Here is a 15,064-nt window from a genome sequence, read left to right as displayed (position 1 = left end):
GTCAGTTCGATCGCGAGCCATCGCCGCTTCGATCATCGGGCTCGATCAGTATCCGCTCCGCGGCACCGTCAAGATCCTCGTACTGGCCGCTTCGCAATGCCCATAGGAATCCTGATAGGCCCAGCGCCCCCAGAAACAACGCCACCGGGATGAGATAGACGAGGGTGGTCATGGCTGGACCATCCCGGCCACGTCGGCGCGACGCTGGCGCATGCCGAGTTGAGGCGGCGCCATCCTCGTTGCGCCCCTCAGCCGCATCGCATTGGCGATCACGATCAGCGAGGACGCAGACATTGCGATCGCGGCAATGAGCGGTGTGACGTGCCCAAGGATGGCGATCGGGACGGCAAAGGCGTTGTAGACGATCGCTATAGCGATGTTTTGGCGAATGAGCCGGCCTGCCTTTCGCGAGACATCGATGGCAAGAGGGACCGCGAGAAGGCTTTCGCGCAGGAAAACGAAGTCCGCGGCCTTGCGGCCAATGTCGGCCGCTGTCGCAGGCGCGATCGAGACATGAGCCGCTCTCAGCGCCGGCGTATCGTTGAGACCGTCGCCCACCATCAGCACCTCGTGTCCCGCGCGCGTCAGCGACTCGATCCACTCCACCTTTCCCGAAGGCAGCAGCGCCGGCACGAAATTCTCGATTTCCAATGTGTCGGCAACCTCGCCGCAGGCCTTTTCGGTGTCGCCGGACAACATGTCGACCGACACGCCGGCCTGCTTCAACTGCCGTATCGCTGTCCTGGCATCCGGTCGGGTCGCATCCTCGAAGGCGAAGCACGCGACGATGCTGCCATTCCTCGAAAGCACGGTCCCGCCATAGCCGCCAATCTTGCCTTCGCCGCCGGTGCGAGCCTTCCATCCGGCCCATCCGCGTCGGCCAAGGCGCCAAGTGTCGCCACCGGCGAGCGCTTCGACGCCGAAGCCGGGTTCCTCGCGCACGGAGTCAAGCTTGGGTTGACCGGAAAAACCTCCGTGGACCGCAATGGCTTTTGAGAATGGGTGGCGGGAATGCGCTGCGATGTCGGCGGCCATCGCGAGCATGGTCGGATCGATCGCGGATGCGTTGACGAGCCTCGGCTGTCCGAACGTCAGCGTCCCGGTCTTGTCGAACACGGCCGTGTCGATCGCGGCGAGGCGTTCCATGGCCGAACCGTCCTTGACCATGACCCCGGCCTCGAAAAGGCGCCGGGCCGCGACCACCTGGACGATCGGCACCGCGAGGCCGAGCGCGCAGGGACACGTGATGATAAGCACGGCGATGGCGATGGTCATCGCCCGGTGCCAATCGCCGGATACGGCCATCCAGCCGAGGAACGTTGCAAATGCCGCCAGATGCACGACGGGCGCGTAGAGCGCCGACACCCGGTCGGCTATCCGCCGGTAGCGCGAGCGTCCGCCTTCGGCGGCTTCCATCAACCGAACCATTTCCGCCAGGAAGGAGTCCTTCGCGGCGGCGGTTGCCTGCATCGTCAGCGGACCCGTGAGGTTTAGCGTGCCGGCCTGGACATGGGTCCCGGCGCCTACTGCCTTTGGCGCGCTCTCGCCGGAGACGATCGAGCAATCGAGGTCGGAATTGCCGTTGAGTATATCGCCGTCGACCGGAACCCGCTCTCCGGCCGCGATGAGCAGGCGCATTCCGGGCATGAGTTCGGCGGCGGGCACGTATTCGCGCGTACCGTCCTCGCGCAGCACAACCGAACCCCGCGCCGCCAGCCTTGACAGGCCGTTGACGGCTGTTCGTGCCCGCTCCCGCATCACGTGGTCTAGCGTGCGGCCGATCAACAGGAAGAAGAGCAGCGATACCGAGGCATCGAAATAGGCGTGCTCGCCATGATTGATGGTCTCATAAAGGCTCATCGCGTAGGCAAGGGAAACGCCGACCGCGATCGGCACATCCATGTTCATCCGGCCATGGCGAAGCGCGTTTGCCGCGGAGCGGAAGTAGATCCCGCCGGCGAAGGCGAGCGCCGGGATGGCGATGAGGGCGGATATCCAGTGAAACAGGTCCCGCGTCGCCCCTTCGGCTCCGGACCAGACAGACACCGAAAGCAACATGATGTTGCCCGCGGCGAAGCCCGCGACAGCGACGGCGCGGATCAATTCCGACAGCGTCTTGTCCCTCTCATGGGCTTCCGGGTCGAACAGATGTGCCCGGTAGCCCAGCCGTGAGAGCACCGCGAAAAACGGAGGAACGTCCTCCCCGTGCCAGCGGACCGATACTCTTTTCGTCGAGAGATTGACGCGGGCCGTTTCAACATTCTCAAGCTTGGTGAGCGCGGCTTCGATCGCCTGGATACAGCCACCGCAATGGACCGCAGGCACCGACAGATCGGTCTGACGGCTGCCGCCCAACGAGCGGCTGGCCAGCTTGACTTCGTCACTGGATGGCAGCGCGGATGCCGCGCTGGTGACATCCAGCGCCATTTCGGCGCCAGGCGCGCAGCAGCTCATTGCATCGCTCCCTTGGAGATCACGATCCGGCGAACGTCGCGATAGGGCGCGGCAAGCCCGGCGTCGGCGTCGATTTCGACGATCCAGACGCCATCCTTCGGTGTGTGCCGCACACTGAATTCCTGGCCCGCGCCGGCCGCCAGGACCACGGCCTCGTCTTCGGCCTCATAGGCGGGATGCCGGAACAGCATACGGACGCCGTGCAAGCCGACGGGCTTGCCGGCAGCATCCGCCAGCCCATAACGGACCTCGCCGGACGCAATCGTCAGCCTGCTCTTCCAGCCAAGCGCGGCCTGCGCGCGGCCCTCGCGGGCCTTCTCGTTGAACTGCTGGCTTGCCACATAGGTGTTTTCGACGACAAGGCCGGTCCAGCTCCTGCGAGCGAACGTCGCCATCGTCAGGTTGACGGCAATGACGACCGCGAAGAAGGCAACGATGGAGAACAGCATGTGCCGGCCGGTGAACTCGCGCGGCTTGTGTGCAGGGGTGTTCATTTGCCGTTCTCCGGCGCGTTGAAACTGGCGGTATATTCGGCGGATTCGGCACTCGCCTTGTCCTGGATGCGGAATTCGAAACTCTGCACAGGGTCCTTGATCCGATCCGCCGGTTGGCGAACGAAGACCTTGAGCATCTTCAGCCGATCGGGTTCGACCGGAATGGCGAAGGAGCGGCTCGGCGGCTGGTCCACGCCGACGATGCTCATTTCGCCGCCTTCGAGACCCTCAAGCGTGACCTCGATCGTCCTCGGCTCAGGGATCATGTTGAGCAGCTTGACGGTGTAGCCGTTGCGGATCGACCCATCCGAGAGTGTCACGAATTGCGGATTTCTGTCGTGCAGCACACTCAGCTCAAGCCGCTCGCGCGTCAGCAGCGAATAGAGGAGCGCCAGCCCGATCGCCGACCATACGGCGAGATAGATGTAGGTGCGCAAGCGGAAGATCTTGCCCAGATGGAAATGCGCCAGCCCGTCGACAAAGGCGCCGCTCGCGGTCCTGACGAGCGCCGGATCCACAGGCCCGCTGCCGCCCGCCGTCGCCAGCGCCATGTTGGCGTTGTAGTCGGACAAGGTCGCGTAGGAGATCAGCCCGCGCTCCCGGCCAAGCTTGTCCATCACGCCATCGCAGGCGTCGATGCAGAGCGCGCAGGTGATGCACTCCAGCTGCTGCCCATCGCGAATGTCGATTCCCATCGGGCAGACGGCGACGCAGGCGTTGCAGTCGACGCAGTCGCCGACCGATTGCCCGGCGGCGGTGGCCTTCTTGGCATGCCGCGAACGCGGCTCGCCACGCCAATCGTTGTATGTCACGGTCAGCGAATTCTCGTCGAGCATGGCGGCCTGTATGCGCGGCCACGGGCACATATAGGTGCAGACCTGCTCACGCATCAGCCCGCCGAACACGTAGGTTGTGCCGGTCAGGACGAGGATGGTGACATAGGCAACGGGAGCGGCCGTGCCGGTGACGACTTCGGAAAGCAGCGTCGGTGCATCCGCGAAGTAGAAGATCCAGGCGCCGCCGGTGGCGACCGCGATGACAAGCCAGATGATATGTTTGGACGCACGCAGGAAGAGCTTGCGGGCGCTCCACGGAGCGGCGTCCAGCTTGATGCGGGCATTGCGATCGCCTTCGATGGCGCGCTCCACGACCAGGAACAGGTCCACCCAGACCGTCTGCGGGCAGGTATAGCCGCACCAGGCTCGCCCAACCGTCGACGTGATCAGGAAAAGACCGACGCCTGCCATCATCAGAAGGCCTGCGACGTAGTAGAATTCCTGCGGCCAGATCTCGACGAAGAAGAAATAGAAACGGCGATTGGCCAGATCGATGAGGATAGCCTGGTCGGGCGCGAACGGCCCGCGGTCCCAGCGCAACCACGGCGTCAGGTAATAGATGCCCAGCGTGATCGCCATCACCAGCCATTTGAACTGTCGAAAACGACCGGAGGCGCGCTTCGGAAAGATCTTCTTGCGCGCAGCGTAAAGTGGCTGTCGCGTCTTGGCGGAGTTGACCGCTTCGGCCTCGAGCCGTTCTACCTGCGTTTGATCCAGCACGACGATCTCCAATCGCGGCGAAGTCGTACCGCTTCTGTCCGGCAGTCTTGCAATCGCTCACGCCGTGTCGCGTTGATGCAGGTCAAATTCACTTGCCAAAAACAGATCGAGGCCCGGCGCAGCTCGCCGGGCCTCGTCGCTTGAACGGCTAAGGGTCGAGAACAGGCCCCGCTTCCTATTCTCCGCCGCCAAGCGAATGGACATAGACCGCCAGTTCCTTGACCGTCGTCTCGCCGAGGCGGCCGACCCAGGCGGGCATCACCCCATTCTTCGGGGCTTTCACCTGAGAGGCGATTGCCGCTTCCCCGGAGCCGTAGAGCCAAATCGCATCGGTGAGATCGGGAGCGCCGAGCTCCCTGTTGCCCTTTGCGTTCGCGCCGTGGCAGGCGGCGCAGTTGTCCGCGAAGACCTTCGCGCCGGGCTCGATCAAGCTCTTGTCTTTCACCGGCCCCGACAGGCTGGCGACGAAAGCGCTGACCTGGGCGATCTGCCCCGGCTGGAGCACATCCGCGAAGGCCGTCATTTCCGACTGGCGGGTATCGGGGTCGGCGGTAAAGCGGATGCCGTGCGTGATCGTCTGCTGGATCTGGTCAGTCGTGCCACCCCAAAGCCAATCATCATCGTTGAGGTTCGGAAACCCTTTCGACCCTTGTGCGCCGGATCCGTGGCATTGCACGCAATTGACCTTGAACGCCGCGCCGCCGGCCGAGACGGCGAACTCGCGCAGCGCGTCGTCCGAAGCGATTTCGGAAACGGTCTTGGATTGTATTGCCGCCACATATTTGGCCTTGCCGGCTTCCGCCGCGGCCATTTCGTTCTTGACGTCGTCGCGGCTGGAGAAGCCCAGGACGCCCCTGGTGGCGGAACTCAGCATCGGCCAGGCGGGATAGGCGATCGTATAGGCGATCGCCCAGGCGATGGTGACGTAAAAGGTGATCACCCACCACCGGGGCAGCGGGTTGTTGAGCTCCTTGATCCCGTCCCACTCGTGGCCTGTTGTCGCGATGCCCGAGATTTCGTCGATATGCTCGCTGCTCATGATCAGTCGTCCTCGAGTGGGATTTGTGCGGCCCGGTCGGCATGCGTCCTACCGCCGGGGCGAAACGCGAAGCCTATGCAGCCGATGAAGAACAGGGCCATGACAAGCAGGCCCCAACTGTCGGCAAATTCCCGCATCAGGTTGTAGTCCATCTGGCACTCTCCTCAGCGATAGCCGGCTGCTTCGTCGTAGGTCTTGAAGTCGACCAGCGTACCGAGCATCTGCAGATAGGCGACCAGGGCATCCATCTCGGTCACTTGCTGGGGATTGCCGTCGAAGTCACCGACCTTGGCCTTGGGATAGCGGGCCTCCAATGCGGACGTGTCGGCATTGGGATCCGCCTGTGCCATCAGATCGGCGTTGGCGTTGGCGATCATGTCGTCCGAATAGGGCACTCCGACGCGCCTGTTGGCGATGAGATGCGTCGAGAAGTCCTTGATCTCGATGGGCGTGTCCTTCAGGAACGCATAGCTTGGCATGATGGATTCCGGCACCACCGAGCGCGGATCGTCGAGATGCTGGACATGCCATGCGTTCGAGTAGCGATCGCCGACACGAGCGAGATCGGGGCCGGTGCGCTTGGATCCCCATTGGAACGGGTGATCGTACATCGACTCAGCCGCCAGGCTGTAGTGGCCATAGCGCTCGACCTCGTCGCGAAACGGCCTGATCATCTGGCTGTGGCAGAGGTAGCATCCCTCGCGCACATAGATGTTGCGCCCGACGAGCTCGAGCGGCGAATAGGGCCGCATGCCGTCAACCTTCTCGATGGTGTTGTCGAGATAGAAGAGCGGCGCGATCTCGACGATGCCGCCGACGGTCACCACCAGCAGAGATCCGACGAGAAGAAGCGTGGCGTTCCTCTCGATCAGCGCGTGTTTGTCCATCAGACCCATGTCTGGCTCCTTATTCGGCAGGCTGGAAGGCGGGCTTGGAGCCCGGCAGGGGTTGCTCCTCGCGCTGGTAGCCGAGGATGGTCATGGTGACGTTCCAAGCCATGATCAGCGCGCCGGCGAGGTACATGGCGCCGCCAGCGGCGCGCATGACGTAGTAGGGGTGCATCGCGGCCACGGTCTCGGCGAACGAGTAGACGAGGAAACCCTGCTCATCGTACTCACGCCACATCAGGCCCTGCATGATGCCGGAAACCCACATCACGGCGGCGTAGACGACGATCCCAAGCGTTGCCAGCCAGAAGTGCCAGGTGACGAGCCGCAGCGAATAGAGCCGCTGACGGTTCCACAGCTTGGGCACCATGTAGTAGATGGCGCCGAACGAGATCAGGCCGACCCAGCCGAGCGCGCCCGAATGGACGTGGCCGACGGTCCAGTCCGTATAGTGGGACAGCGAGTTGACGGCCTTGATCGACATCATCGGGCCCTCGAAGGTCGACATGCCGTAGAAGGCGATGGCCGCGACCATCATGCGGACGATCGGATCCGTGCGGATCTTGTCCCAGGCGCCCGAAAGCGTCATCAGGCCGTTGATCATGCCGCCCCAGGAGGGCATCCACAGCATGACGGAGAACACCATGCCGAGCGTCTGCGCCCAATCGGGCAGCGCGGTGTAATGAAGGTGATGCGGACCCGCCCAGATGTAGAGGAAGATCAGCGCCCAGAAATGGATGATCGAAAGGCGGTAGGAATAGACCGGCCGGTTCACCTGCTTCGGCACGAAGTAGTACATCATGCCGAGGAAGCCCGCGGTGAGGAAGAAGCCGACCGCGTTGTGGCCGTACCACCACTGGGTCAGCGCGTCCTGAACGCCTGAGAAGGCGGAGTAGCTCTTCGAGCCGAGGAACGAGGCGGGCATCGACAGGTTGTTGACCACATGCAGCATCGCAATGGTCACGATGAAGGAAAGATAGAACCAGTTGGCGACGTAGATATGCGGTTCCTTGCGCTTCAGGATGGTGCCAAGGAAAAGGATGAGATACGCGACCCAGACGATCGTCAGCCAGAGGTCGACATACCATTCCGGCTCGGCGTATTCGCGGCTCTCGGTGATGCCGAGCAAATAGCCGGTCGCGGCCATGACGATGAAAAGCTGATATCCCCAGAAGACAAACCAGCCGAGGTTACCGCCGAACAAGCGCGCGCGGCAGGTGCGCTGCACGACATACATGGACGTGCAGAGAAGCGCATTGCCGCCGAAGGCGAACACGACGCCGGAAGTGTGCAGCGGCCGCAGCCGGCCGAAATTGAACCAGGGCTGGATATCGAGATCCGGATAGGCGAGCTGAAGCGCGATGATGACGCCGACCAGCATGCCGACGACGCCCCAGAACACCGTGGCGATGGCTCCGTAGCGGATCGGGCCATCCATGTAGGCGGAGGGGTCGATCGCGGCTACCGGTTTGAAATCCGTGTTGCGCAACAGGATCGCCGTGAAGCCAGCCAGGACGAAGAACAGAACCCACATATGCTGGCGAAAAGGCTCATCTGCGCCGAAGCCTGCAGCCACAAGAGCGGCAAAGGCAAACAGGCCTAGAAGGACGATCTCCGTGCCAAATCTCATTGTAAGTCCCCGATCTCGAATTCCGGCGGATGCCGACCGCCGCATGAATTCCGCAACCCGAGACCGTCGGCCTTGATCTAAGTCAAAGCCGCATCGTTTCGCTTTCGGCAGCGTCGACTTCCGGAAACGACCAGGAGGCAATCATGAAGAAAGGGCCGCTTCAAAAGGCGCTCCTTCCCACGGGCCTCGACAATTCTCTGCCGGCGAGCTGGTCAGGCCATCAGGCGCTATCGGGCGAAACGATGAAGTGCGCACATCGCGAGAAACTCAGGCTTTGCGATGCGCTGGAGAAGCTGGCCGATCAATTGCCGAACGTGGACCGCCTGCAATGCCTCAACCTGGCCAACACAATCGTTCCCTTGATACGCGATGTGCATCGGTATGAGGAGGCGGTTGTCTTCCCCGCCTACGAGGCGGCTTTGACTTTGGTCGAGGCCAGTCTTTCCTCCGTCAGCAGGCTTCGCGCGGAGCATATCGAGGACGAATGCTTTGCCGGCGAGGTCACCGAGGCGCTGCTGGCGATCGGTCACGGGGGAGGAACAAAGAATGCCGAAGCCGTCGGATTCATGTTGCGAGGCTTCTTCGAAAGCCTGCGCCGCCATGTCGCCTTCGAGCGCGAGCATGTCCTGCCGCGGATCGGAATAGACGGATAAGGCTCGGCTAAAGCGCGTCGCGATCCCTCAGGTTCGCTCCATGCGCTTCAGGCGCTTGATTTTGCGCATGTCTTTGTCGCGAAACCGGGTCCACTTTCGGGAGACAGGATTTTAGTCGCCGCAGCGTTGCTCCAGGCGGCCCAGATCATCCACCGTCACATGCCGGTTGTTCTCGATCCGGATCACGTCACTCGCGCGCAGCCTGGTCAATTGGCGGCTCACCGTCTCGATCGTCAGTCCGAGAAAGTCGGCAATGTCGGCGCGGGTCAGCGGCAGGTCGAAGCTGGCCGACCTGGCCGCCGGGTCGGCAGCCGGGTCGATGTTCCTGGCAATCATCAGAAGGAAGCTCGCGACCCGCTCGGATGCCGTCTTGCGCCCTAGCGCCAGCATCCATTCACGCGCCTCGTCGAGCTCGTTCAGCGTCTGCTTGAGCAGGCGATGTTCGAGCCCCGGCGAAGCCTTCATCATCCGTTCGATGACCGTCCTTGGGAACGAGCACAGCGACACTTCCGTCGCCGCTTCGGCATCGATCGCGCTTTCCGACTTGAACGGCCTGCCCAGAAAGTCCGGAGCGAACTGGAGGCCGACAATCTGCTGGCGGCCGTCCGAAAGGCCCTTCGTCAGCTTGACCACGCCCGAGAGCACGTTCGAATAACTTTCCACGGCTTCGGCATCGCCCATCAGCCCAGCCCCAGCAGAAACGCCGCGCCTCGACGAGGTCTTGGCCAGCTCGACCAATTGGTCGGGTTCGAGCGCGCCGCACACACCGCGGTGGCGCGCTTCGCAGGATTGGCAAAGAACGGGGATGCCGGCACCATGGATATCCTGTCTGATCGTCATCGCATCGCCCAGGGTCAGAGACAAAGACGAAGACAGGATACCATTTTCGCATCGCGTTATTGTTGCGTCAGTTTGTCCATGCCGCCGGTACCTTGATCGAAATCAAAGTCCGGCTTGCCTGCCCGGCTAGATTGGCTCAATGGAACCAAAAGCTGCCAACGACGCGCATCGCTTATTGACCGCTAACCCGGCGGAGAACGTGCCACGTTACACAAGCTACCCGACAGCGCCGCACTTCCATTCGGGAGTCGACGCGGTGACGGTTCGCGGGTGGCTGAATGCGCTTGAGAGCAGTGACGAGATATCGCTGTATCTGCATATCCCCTATTGCGACAGGCTGTGCTGGTTCTGCGCCTGCCACACCAAGCAGACCCGGCACTATGCGCCGGTGGCCACCTTTCTGCGTTCGCTGCACAGAGAAATCGAAACTGTCGGCGGCCTGGTGAGCGGCCTGGGCAGGGTCCGCGCCGTCCATTTCGGCGGCGGCTCCCCGACGATGCTCAAGCCCGACGACATCCTCATGCTCGGAAGCGCGTTGCGGGACCGGTTCGACTTTCTCGATGACGCCAGTCTCAGTGTCGAGATCGATCCGAGCGACATGGACGAGGGGCGGCTTGACGCTTTCGCGGCGATAGGCATGACGAGAGCAAGCCTCGGCGTCCAGGACTTCGATCCCAAGGTGCAGAAGGCGATCAATCGCGAGCAGAGCTTCGCGCTGACCAAGAGCATTGTCGATGCGGTGCGGGCGCGAGGCGTCACGTCCGTCAACCTGGATCTGCTTTACGGACTGCCGCACCAGACCTGCGAGAGCGTTGCGGCGACTGTCTCCCAGGCGCTGACGCTGGCGCCAGACAGGCTGGCGCTGTTCGGCTACGCGCATGTGCCGTGGTTCAAGAAGCATCAGACGATGATCGATGAGGCCTGGCTGCCCGATTCAGCCGCACGCCTGGCTCAGTCGCAGCTCGCCGCGCGGCTGATTGTCAATGCCGGCTACGAGGCGTTGGGATTGGATCATTTTGCCAAGCCGCAGGATACGCTGGCCGTCGCCGCGCGCGGCGGCAAAATCCGTCGCAATTTCCAGGGCTATACCGAGGACCAGTGCGAGACTCTGATCGGCCTTGGGCCTTCCGCCATCAGCCGGTTCCGCCAGGGCTATGCTCAGAACATCATCGCGACCGGCGAGTACGAGAAGGTCGTGAACGCCGGGCAGCTGGCGGTGGCGCGCGGCATTGAGTTCAGCGTCGATGACCAGGCGAGGGCATGGGTCATCGAACGCCTGATGTGCAACTTCACTTTCTCCGCGATAGAGCTTGTCGAACGCTTCGGAAATGTCGGCCAACGCCTGCTCTGCGAGGCGAGTCGCTTGGCCATCGGCGGCGCAGGCCAGCTTCTGAGGCTGGACGGCGAGAACTTCATCGTGCCGGAACAAAGCCGTCCGCTTGTCAGGACGGTCGCGGCGAAATTCGACAAATATCTCAGGAGCGGAACCGCCAGGCACTCGGTCGCGGTCTGAGCGATACGCGGCGCCGCGGATCAGAAGTGCTCGCCAACCCTGAAGGGGCCGACACGGGTGCCGGCCGCGATCAGGTAAGCGGTCGACCAGCCGATCAGCAGAAACCCGTTCACGCCTTCCAGGGCCGCCAGGACGCGCCAACCGTGAGCGGGCACCACGTCGCCATAGCCGACAGTGGAGAAGGTGATGGTGGAGAAGTAGAGCGCGGTCTCGAAGTCGGGCAGGATTTCAAGCTGGCGATAGACGCCGGCCCAAAGCCATACTTCAGTCGTCATGATTGCAAAGAGGCCCATTACGACGGTGATCATCGCCACGACGCGACTGCGGCGGCCGTGCATGCGAAAGCGGGCGACCAGGCGCGCCATCGCGTAGGTGACCGCGATGAGACCGAACGTGTGGATCAGGACGGTCAGGCTGATGACAATCGTGCCGACGCAGAGATTGAGGATCATTCGAGGAAGCTATGTCCTCCGATGAGCTTGGTCTTTGCTTAAAATCAAGTCCGGGACCGGCTTAAAGCGCGTCGCGATCTTTCAGATTCGCTCCATGCGCTTTTGGTTTTTGATTTTACGCATGTCTTTGTCCCGAAACCGGTTCCCACTTTCGGGAGACACGCTTTAGCAGGGTCCAGGGACGATCACCAGCCCGAGTCAATCCATCCGCTACCTGCGCCCCGCGGCGGGATCCAGGCGGAAGAACATGGCGAGCTTCAGGCTCGCAGCGATCCGTTCCGCCCGCTCGACGAACACCGCCGCGATTTCGGGCGCGAACAGCTCCGACGCCGTTTCACGGAAGAGAGCCAGCCAGATATCGAAGTCGGCTTCGGTGACATCCCCGAGCTTCAGGTGCGCCGGCACCGGCCGTCCGTGATAGTCGCCGCTCTTCAAGATAACGGAGCACCAGAAGTCCGTCATCTTCTCCAGATGCGGCTCCCAATCACCAGTGATTTCGCGAGCGAAAATTGGACCGAGACGTTCGTCGTTCCTGACCTTCGCATAGAACGCGCGCACCAGCTTGCCCATCGACGCCCTGTCGACGCCGTCGTGGTCCAGAGGCAATTCGGCGGCAGGGCGCGCCCGTTCGATCACAGCGGATCTCGAAGTCATTCGTGCTCTCATTGTTGATGTCAGGTGATGCCCAGGCGGCGAAGGACGGCCCGCAGAAGGCCACCGCGCTCGCGCACAAGACGGAAGCCGAGATTGTCCGGCGGTGTGCCGACCGCGCAACCGCCGCTCTTGCCGTCGCGGATGAAGTTCGACATGTAAGTGCGGTGGAAACCCTCTACGGCATGCACGCCGCAATTGGCAATCGAGCTGACGGTGCCGTCGCTGGACATCGTTGCGTGGGCGTAACATGTCGATGTCCACTCCCAGACGTTGCCTGCAATGTCGGCAACGCCCCTTGAGTTGAGGCCAAAAGACCCGGGCGGTCGCGGTTCAGGATCCGGCTTACGTCCCAGCGCGACTTCGTTGCGATACCGCGTGAGCCATCGCCTTGCCGGGTCGGACGGGTCGCCTTCTCCGCCTTCTATGTCGGCACGAAATCGCTCGCCTGCGGCAAAGGCCCACTCCGGATCTGTCGGCAAGCGCCATGTTTCGCCGGTTCGCGCCGACAGCCAACTCGCATAGGCCTGCGCATCGATGAAGCTGACGCCTGTCGCCGGAACGTTGCCGGCATGGCGCGAGTCGGCGGGCTTGCAGGCCCCATCCGAGACGCAACGGTCATAGTCGGACGCGCTCACCTGGAACTTCATGATTTCCAGCGGCGCATCGATGGTCTCTATCAAGACGGGCGCCGGCGCGGGACGGTTGTCCTTGAGGAATTCGCCAGGCTGCGGGTGGTTGAATGAACCGGGTTTCAGAGTCACCAACTCACTCGCGGCAATTGGACTCCCGGGCTGCGAGGACATGTCGTCGATCGCGCGGCTGACGCCCAGACCGATGAGGGCGGCAGCCGCGATTGTTCCGAACGTGAAGACAGGGTCGAAAGACATCTCGAAACTCCGCCTGCCGGTGCAACCCGCCTGCGGTAACGGCGGGCTGCAGAGCGATCGGCTTCCTCGTCTAGGAGGTGATCGCCTTGGGTGCTTCGACCTGCATCATCAGATCATCGTTCCAAGTTCCGTCGACCGTGAAATGCGCGGTCGCGCCTAGCTCGACTGCCTCGATCAGATTGTGATTCACGTAGGCATAGATTCCCGGCTGCCGGAATGTGTAGAGCGCGGCACCCGCCGAACCGCCGCGTATGAACCAGGTTTCCATGTCCTTGGCCGGCGGGTTCGCGAACTTGCCCCCTTCCCAGACGAAGTCGCCGTGCCCGCCGATCAGGTGCGGGCGGGTGTCGCGATTGGCCTGGGAGTGGACGATCAGCACCGTTTCGCCAACCTTTGCCTTCATGGCGTTCTCGCCGGTCAGCGATCCCGCCTTGCCGTTGAAAACGACATGCGTCGGGATCAGCCCGCGCATCACCTTCACGGTGTCATCGTAGTTGTCGCCGGCCGAGTCGTACTTCTTGAATTTTCCCTGCTCGTCACGAGGGATGTAGAAGTCGTTCTCGCCGATATAATAGATGCGGTCGTAGCGGACGGGCTTGCCCTTTTCGTCCTTCAGGCCGTCGCGAGGCAGCACCATGACCCCTCCGCTCATTCCAGACACGACATGCCACGGGATCATCGCTCCGCCCGGCGCGCAGTGATAGACGAATGTTCCCGTGCGCGTCGCCTTGAAGCGCAGCGTTACCTGCTCACCTGGATTGATCAGCGTCAGCCCGCCGCCCCCGAGCGCGCCGGTCGCAGCATGGAAGTCGATGTTGTGAGCGAGGCTGTTGGTATCGGGATTGATGAGCGTCAGCTCGAGATAGTCGCCTTCATGCACGACCATGAGCGGGCCCGGAATGGAGCCGTTGTAGGTCATGGCGTTGAGCTGCGTGCCGTCGGCATCGACGACCATCGGCTTTTCTTCGATCGTCATGGTGAACTCGACGACCTTGGGGCCGCCCTTGGCCACCTGGTCGTGAGCGTGCACGAAAGGCGGCGCGACCAGGGTCGCTTTCTCGCGCGGCAGCCCGGCGACATCCTTCGCGGCCGCCGCCACCGGCGCTGAACCAATGGTGGCAACGGCGGCGGCAGTAAGAACAGAACCCAACAAAGCTTCGCGTCTCGTAAGCATTTCCATCTCCTGGACTTCACGATTTCGATAAAATCAGGATAGTATCTTCGCGCTCCTCGTCTTTGCGTTTTCGCAAACCTGTTGCAATTAGCGCGACTTCCTATTGAGAACTTACTTCGACAGAAACCTCCAAGGCAAAGCCTCGGCGAGCCAGCGGGCCCTCGCGCGCCGGCCAGCGCGCGGCCGGTACAAAGAGGCCGGACAGACCTCTCCCCAGGTCTGCCCGGCCTGTGCCTCCGGCCCGCCATTGCGGAGGCAGTTCGACATGCTGTCGGATCAGTTCGAAGCGGCTTTGGTCGCCTCGGCGAACAGTTCGGCAAACACGGTCTTTGCCTTGCCGGCCTGCTTGACGGCTTCCGCCGCGTCCAGGTTGACCGGTTTGCCGACGACGATCAGCACCACCATGCCCATGCCATAGTGGGGAGCGCACTTCACGCCATAGACACCCTCTTTGGTGAGAGTGACCGTGATCTGTTCACTTGGCTTGCCCTTGAAAGGCTCGGCTCCCTCCGGGATCATGTCCTTGATGCTCTCGGCATTGTGGGTCTTGTCGGTCGGCACGAACTTGACCGTATCGCCAGGCGCCGCCCGGACGAAGTCGGGCTGGAAGACCATCGAGCCCTTCTCTCCCTTGTTGAGCATCTGCACGACGTGTTCTGCGGCATTTGCCGCGCCAGCCATGGAAAGCAACGCGATTGCCGCGGCAGCGAGGGTCAGTTTCATTGGGTAGTCCTTTCTTTGGTTCACCACGGCGTCAACCGTCGCGCCCTTGTAGACGGCCGGCCGACTTGGCGATTTGCGCTGGCGCAAATTGTTCGACGAAACCGATTG

General features: G+C 62.5%; 16 protein-coding genes. 2 read left to right on the top strand and 14 right to left on the bottom strand.

The window, feature by feature from the left end; translation table 11 throughout:
* Position 1: 1 nt before the first annotated feature.
* The 8 genes from ccoS to ccoN form a co-directional block, all read right to left on the bottom strand.
* Positions 2 to 172, bottom strand: coding sequence for a cbb3-type cytochrome oxidase assembly protein CcoS (gene ccoS / locus EN853_RS16970; protein WP_127860799.1), 171 nt, complete (start codon positions 170 to 172; stop codon positions 2 to 4).
* Positions 169 to 2,454: a cation-translocating P-type ATPase gene (locus EN853_RS16965; protein ID WP_127860800.1), complete on the bottom strand. Its 2,286-nt coding sequence runs from the start codon at positions 2,452 to 2,454 to the stop codon at positions 169 to 171. Before EN853_RS16965 ends, ccoS begins: the two co-directional genes overlap by 4 nt.
* Positions 2,451 to 2,948, bottom strand: a complete 498-nt coding sequence (locus tag EN853_RS16960; RefSeq protein WP_127860801.1) for a FixH family protein — start codon at positions 2,946 to 2,948, stop codon at positions 2,451 to 2,453. Before EN853_RS16960 ends, EN853_RS16965 begins: the two co-directional genes overlap by 4 nt.
* Positions 2,945 to 4,504, bottom strand: a complete 1,560-nt coding sequence (gene ccoG / locus EN853_RS16955; RefSeq protein ID WP_127860802.1) for a cytochrome c oxidase accessory protein CcoG — start codon at positions 4,502 to 4,504, stop codon at positions 2,945 to 2,947. The genes EN853_RS16960 and ccoG overlap by 4 nt, the downstream gene beginning before the upstream one ends.
* A 175-nt stretch (positions 4,505 to 4,679) precedes the next feature.
* Positions 4,680 to 5,543 carry a cytochrome-c oxidase, cbb3-type subunit III gene (gene ccoP / locus EN853_RS16950; RefSeq protein WP_127860803.1) on the bottom strand — a complete coding sequence of 288 codons (864 nt, stop codon included), beginning with the start codon at positions 5,541 to 5,543 and terminating at the stop codon, positions 4,680 to 4,682.
* A gap of 2 nt (positions 5,544 to 5,545) precedes the next feature.
* Positions 5,546 to 5,695, bottom strand: a complete 150-nt coding sequence (locus EN853_RS16945; RefSeq protein ID WP_127860804.1) for a cbb3-type cytochrome c oxidase subunit 3 — start codon at positions 5,693 to 5,695, stop codon at positions 5,546 to 5,548.
* Positions 5,696 to 5,707: 12 nt separating this feature from the next.
* On the bottom strand, positions 5,708 to 6,439 hold the full coding sequence (gene ccoO / locus EN853_RS16940) for a cytochrome-c oxidase, cbb3-type subunit II (RefSeq protein ID WP_127860805.1): 732 nt from the start codon (positions 6,437 to 6,439) through the stop codon (positions 5,708 to 5,710).
* 10 nt (positions 6,440 to 6,449) lie between these two features.
* On the bottom strand, positions 6,450 to 8,060 hold the full coding sequence (gene ccoN / locus EN853_RS16935) for a cytochrome-c oxidase, cbb3-type subunit I (protein WP_127860806.1): 1,611 nt from the start codon (positions 8,058 to 8,060) through the stop codon (positions 6,450 to 6,452).
* A 143-nt stretch (positions 8,061 to 8,203) separates the two neighbouring features.
* On the opposite strand from ccoN, the gene EN853_RS16930 reads away from it, so the two are divergent.
* Positions 8,204 to 8,713, top strand: a complete 510-nt coding sequence (locus EN853_RS16930) for a hemerythrin domain-containing protein (RefSeq protein ID WP_348631580.1) — start codon at positions 8,204 to 8,206, stop codon at positions 8,711 to 8,713.
* Positions 8,714 to 8,824: 111 nt separating this feature from the next.
* Here the strand turns inward: EN853_RS16930 and EN853_RS16925 are convergent, their stop codons facing one another.
* The gene (locus EN853_RS16925) at positions 8,825 to 9,553 is read right to left on the bottom strand and encodes a Crp/Fnr family transcriptional regulator (RefSeq protein ID WP_127860807.1); all 729 of its coding nucleotides are present in this window, start codon (positions 9,551 to 9,553) and stop codon (positions 8,825 to 8,827) included.
* Positions 9,554 to 9,692: 139 nt separating this feature from the next.
* Here EN853_RS16925 and hemN point away from each other — a divergent pair, with 139 nt between their 5' ends.
* Positions 9,693 to 11,066 (top strand): oxygen-independent coproporphyrinogen III oxidase, encoded by a 1,374-nt coding sequence (gene hemN / locus EN853_RS16920; RefSeq protein WP_127860808.1) that lies wholly within the window; start codon positions 9,693 to 9,695, stop codon positions 11,064 to 11,066.
* Between the two features lie 20 nt (positions 11,067 to 11,086).
* On the opposite strand, the gene EN853_RS16915 is transcribed toward hemN, so the two are convergent.
* The 5 genes from EN853_RS16915 to EN853_RS16895 form a co-directional block, all read right to left on the bottom strand.
* Positions 11,087 to 11,518 carry a potassium channel family protein gene (locus tag EN853_RS16915; RefSeq protein ID WP_127860809.1) on the bottom strand — a complete coding sequence of 144 codons (432 nt, stop codon included), beginning with the start codon at positions 11,516 to 11,518 and terminating at the stop codon, positions 11,087 to 11,089.
* Positions 11,519 to 11,728: 210 nt separating this feature from the next.
* Positions 11,729 to 12,172, bottom strand: coding sequence for a group III truncated hemoglobin (locus EN853_RS16910; protein WP_127860810.1), 444 nt, complete (start codon positions 12,170 to 12,172; stop codon positions 11,729 to 11,731).
* Between the two features lie 20 nt (positions 12,173 to 12,192).
* The gene (locus tag EN853_RS16905) at positions 12,193 to 12,975 is read right to left on the bottom strand and encodes an SUMF1/EgtB/PvdO family nonheme iron enzyme (RefSeq protein ID WP_245517059.1); all 783 of its coding nucleotides are present in this window, start codon (positions 12,973 to 12,975) and stop codon (positions 12,193 to 12,195) included.
* A 154-nt stretch (positions 12,976 to 13,129) separates the two neighbouring features.
* Positions 13,130 to 14,233 (bottom strand): copper-containing nitrite reductase, encoded by a 1,104-nt coding sequence (gene nirK, locus EN853_RS16900; RefSeq protein WP_127860812.1) that lies wholly within the window; start codon positions 14,231 to 14,233, stop codon positions 13,130 to 13,132.
* Between the two features lie 276 nt (positions 14,234 to 14,509).
* The gene (locus tag EN853_RS16895) at positions 14,510 to 14,956 is read right to left on the bottom strand and encodes a pseudoazurin (RefSeq protein WP_127860920.1); all 447 of its coding nucleotides are present in this window, start codon (positions 14,954 to 14,956) and stop codon (positions 14,510 to 14,512) included.
* Between the last annotated feature and the right edge of the window lie 108 nt (positions 14,957 to 15,064).

The organism is Mesorhizobium sp. M1C.F.Ca.ET.210.01.1.1 (genome assembly GCF_004791585.1).
Classification (GTDB): domain Bacteria; phylum Pseudomonadota; class Alphaproteobacteria; order Rhizobiales; family Rhizobiaceae; genus Mesorhizobium.
The sequence above is the reverse complement of the archived record's forward strand: the minus strand, read 5'-3'. Positions and strand labels throughout refer to the sequence as shown.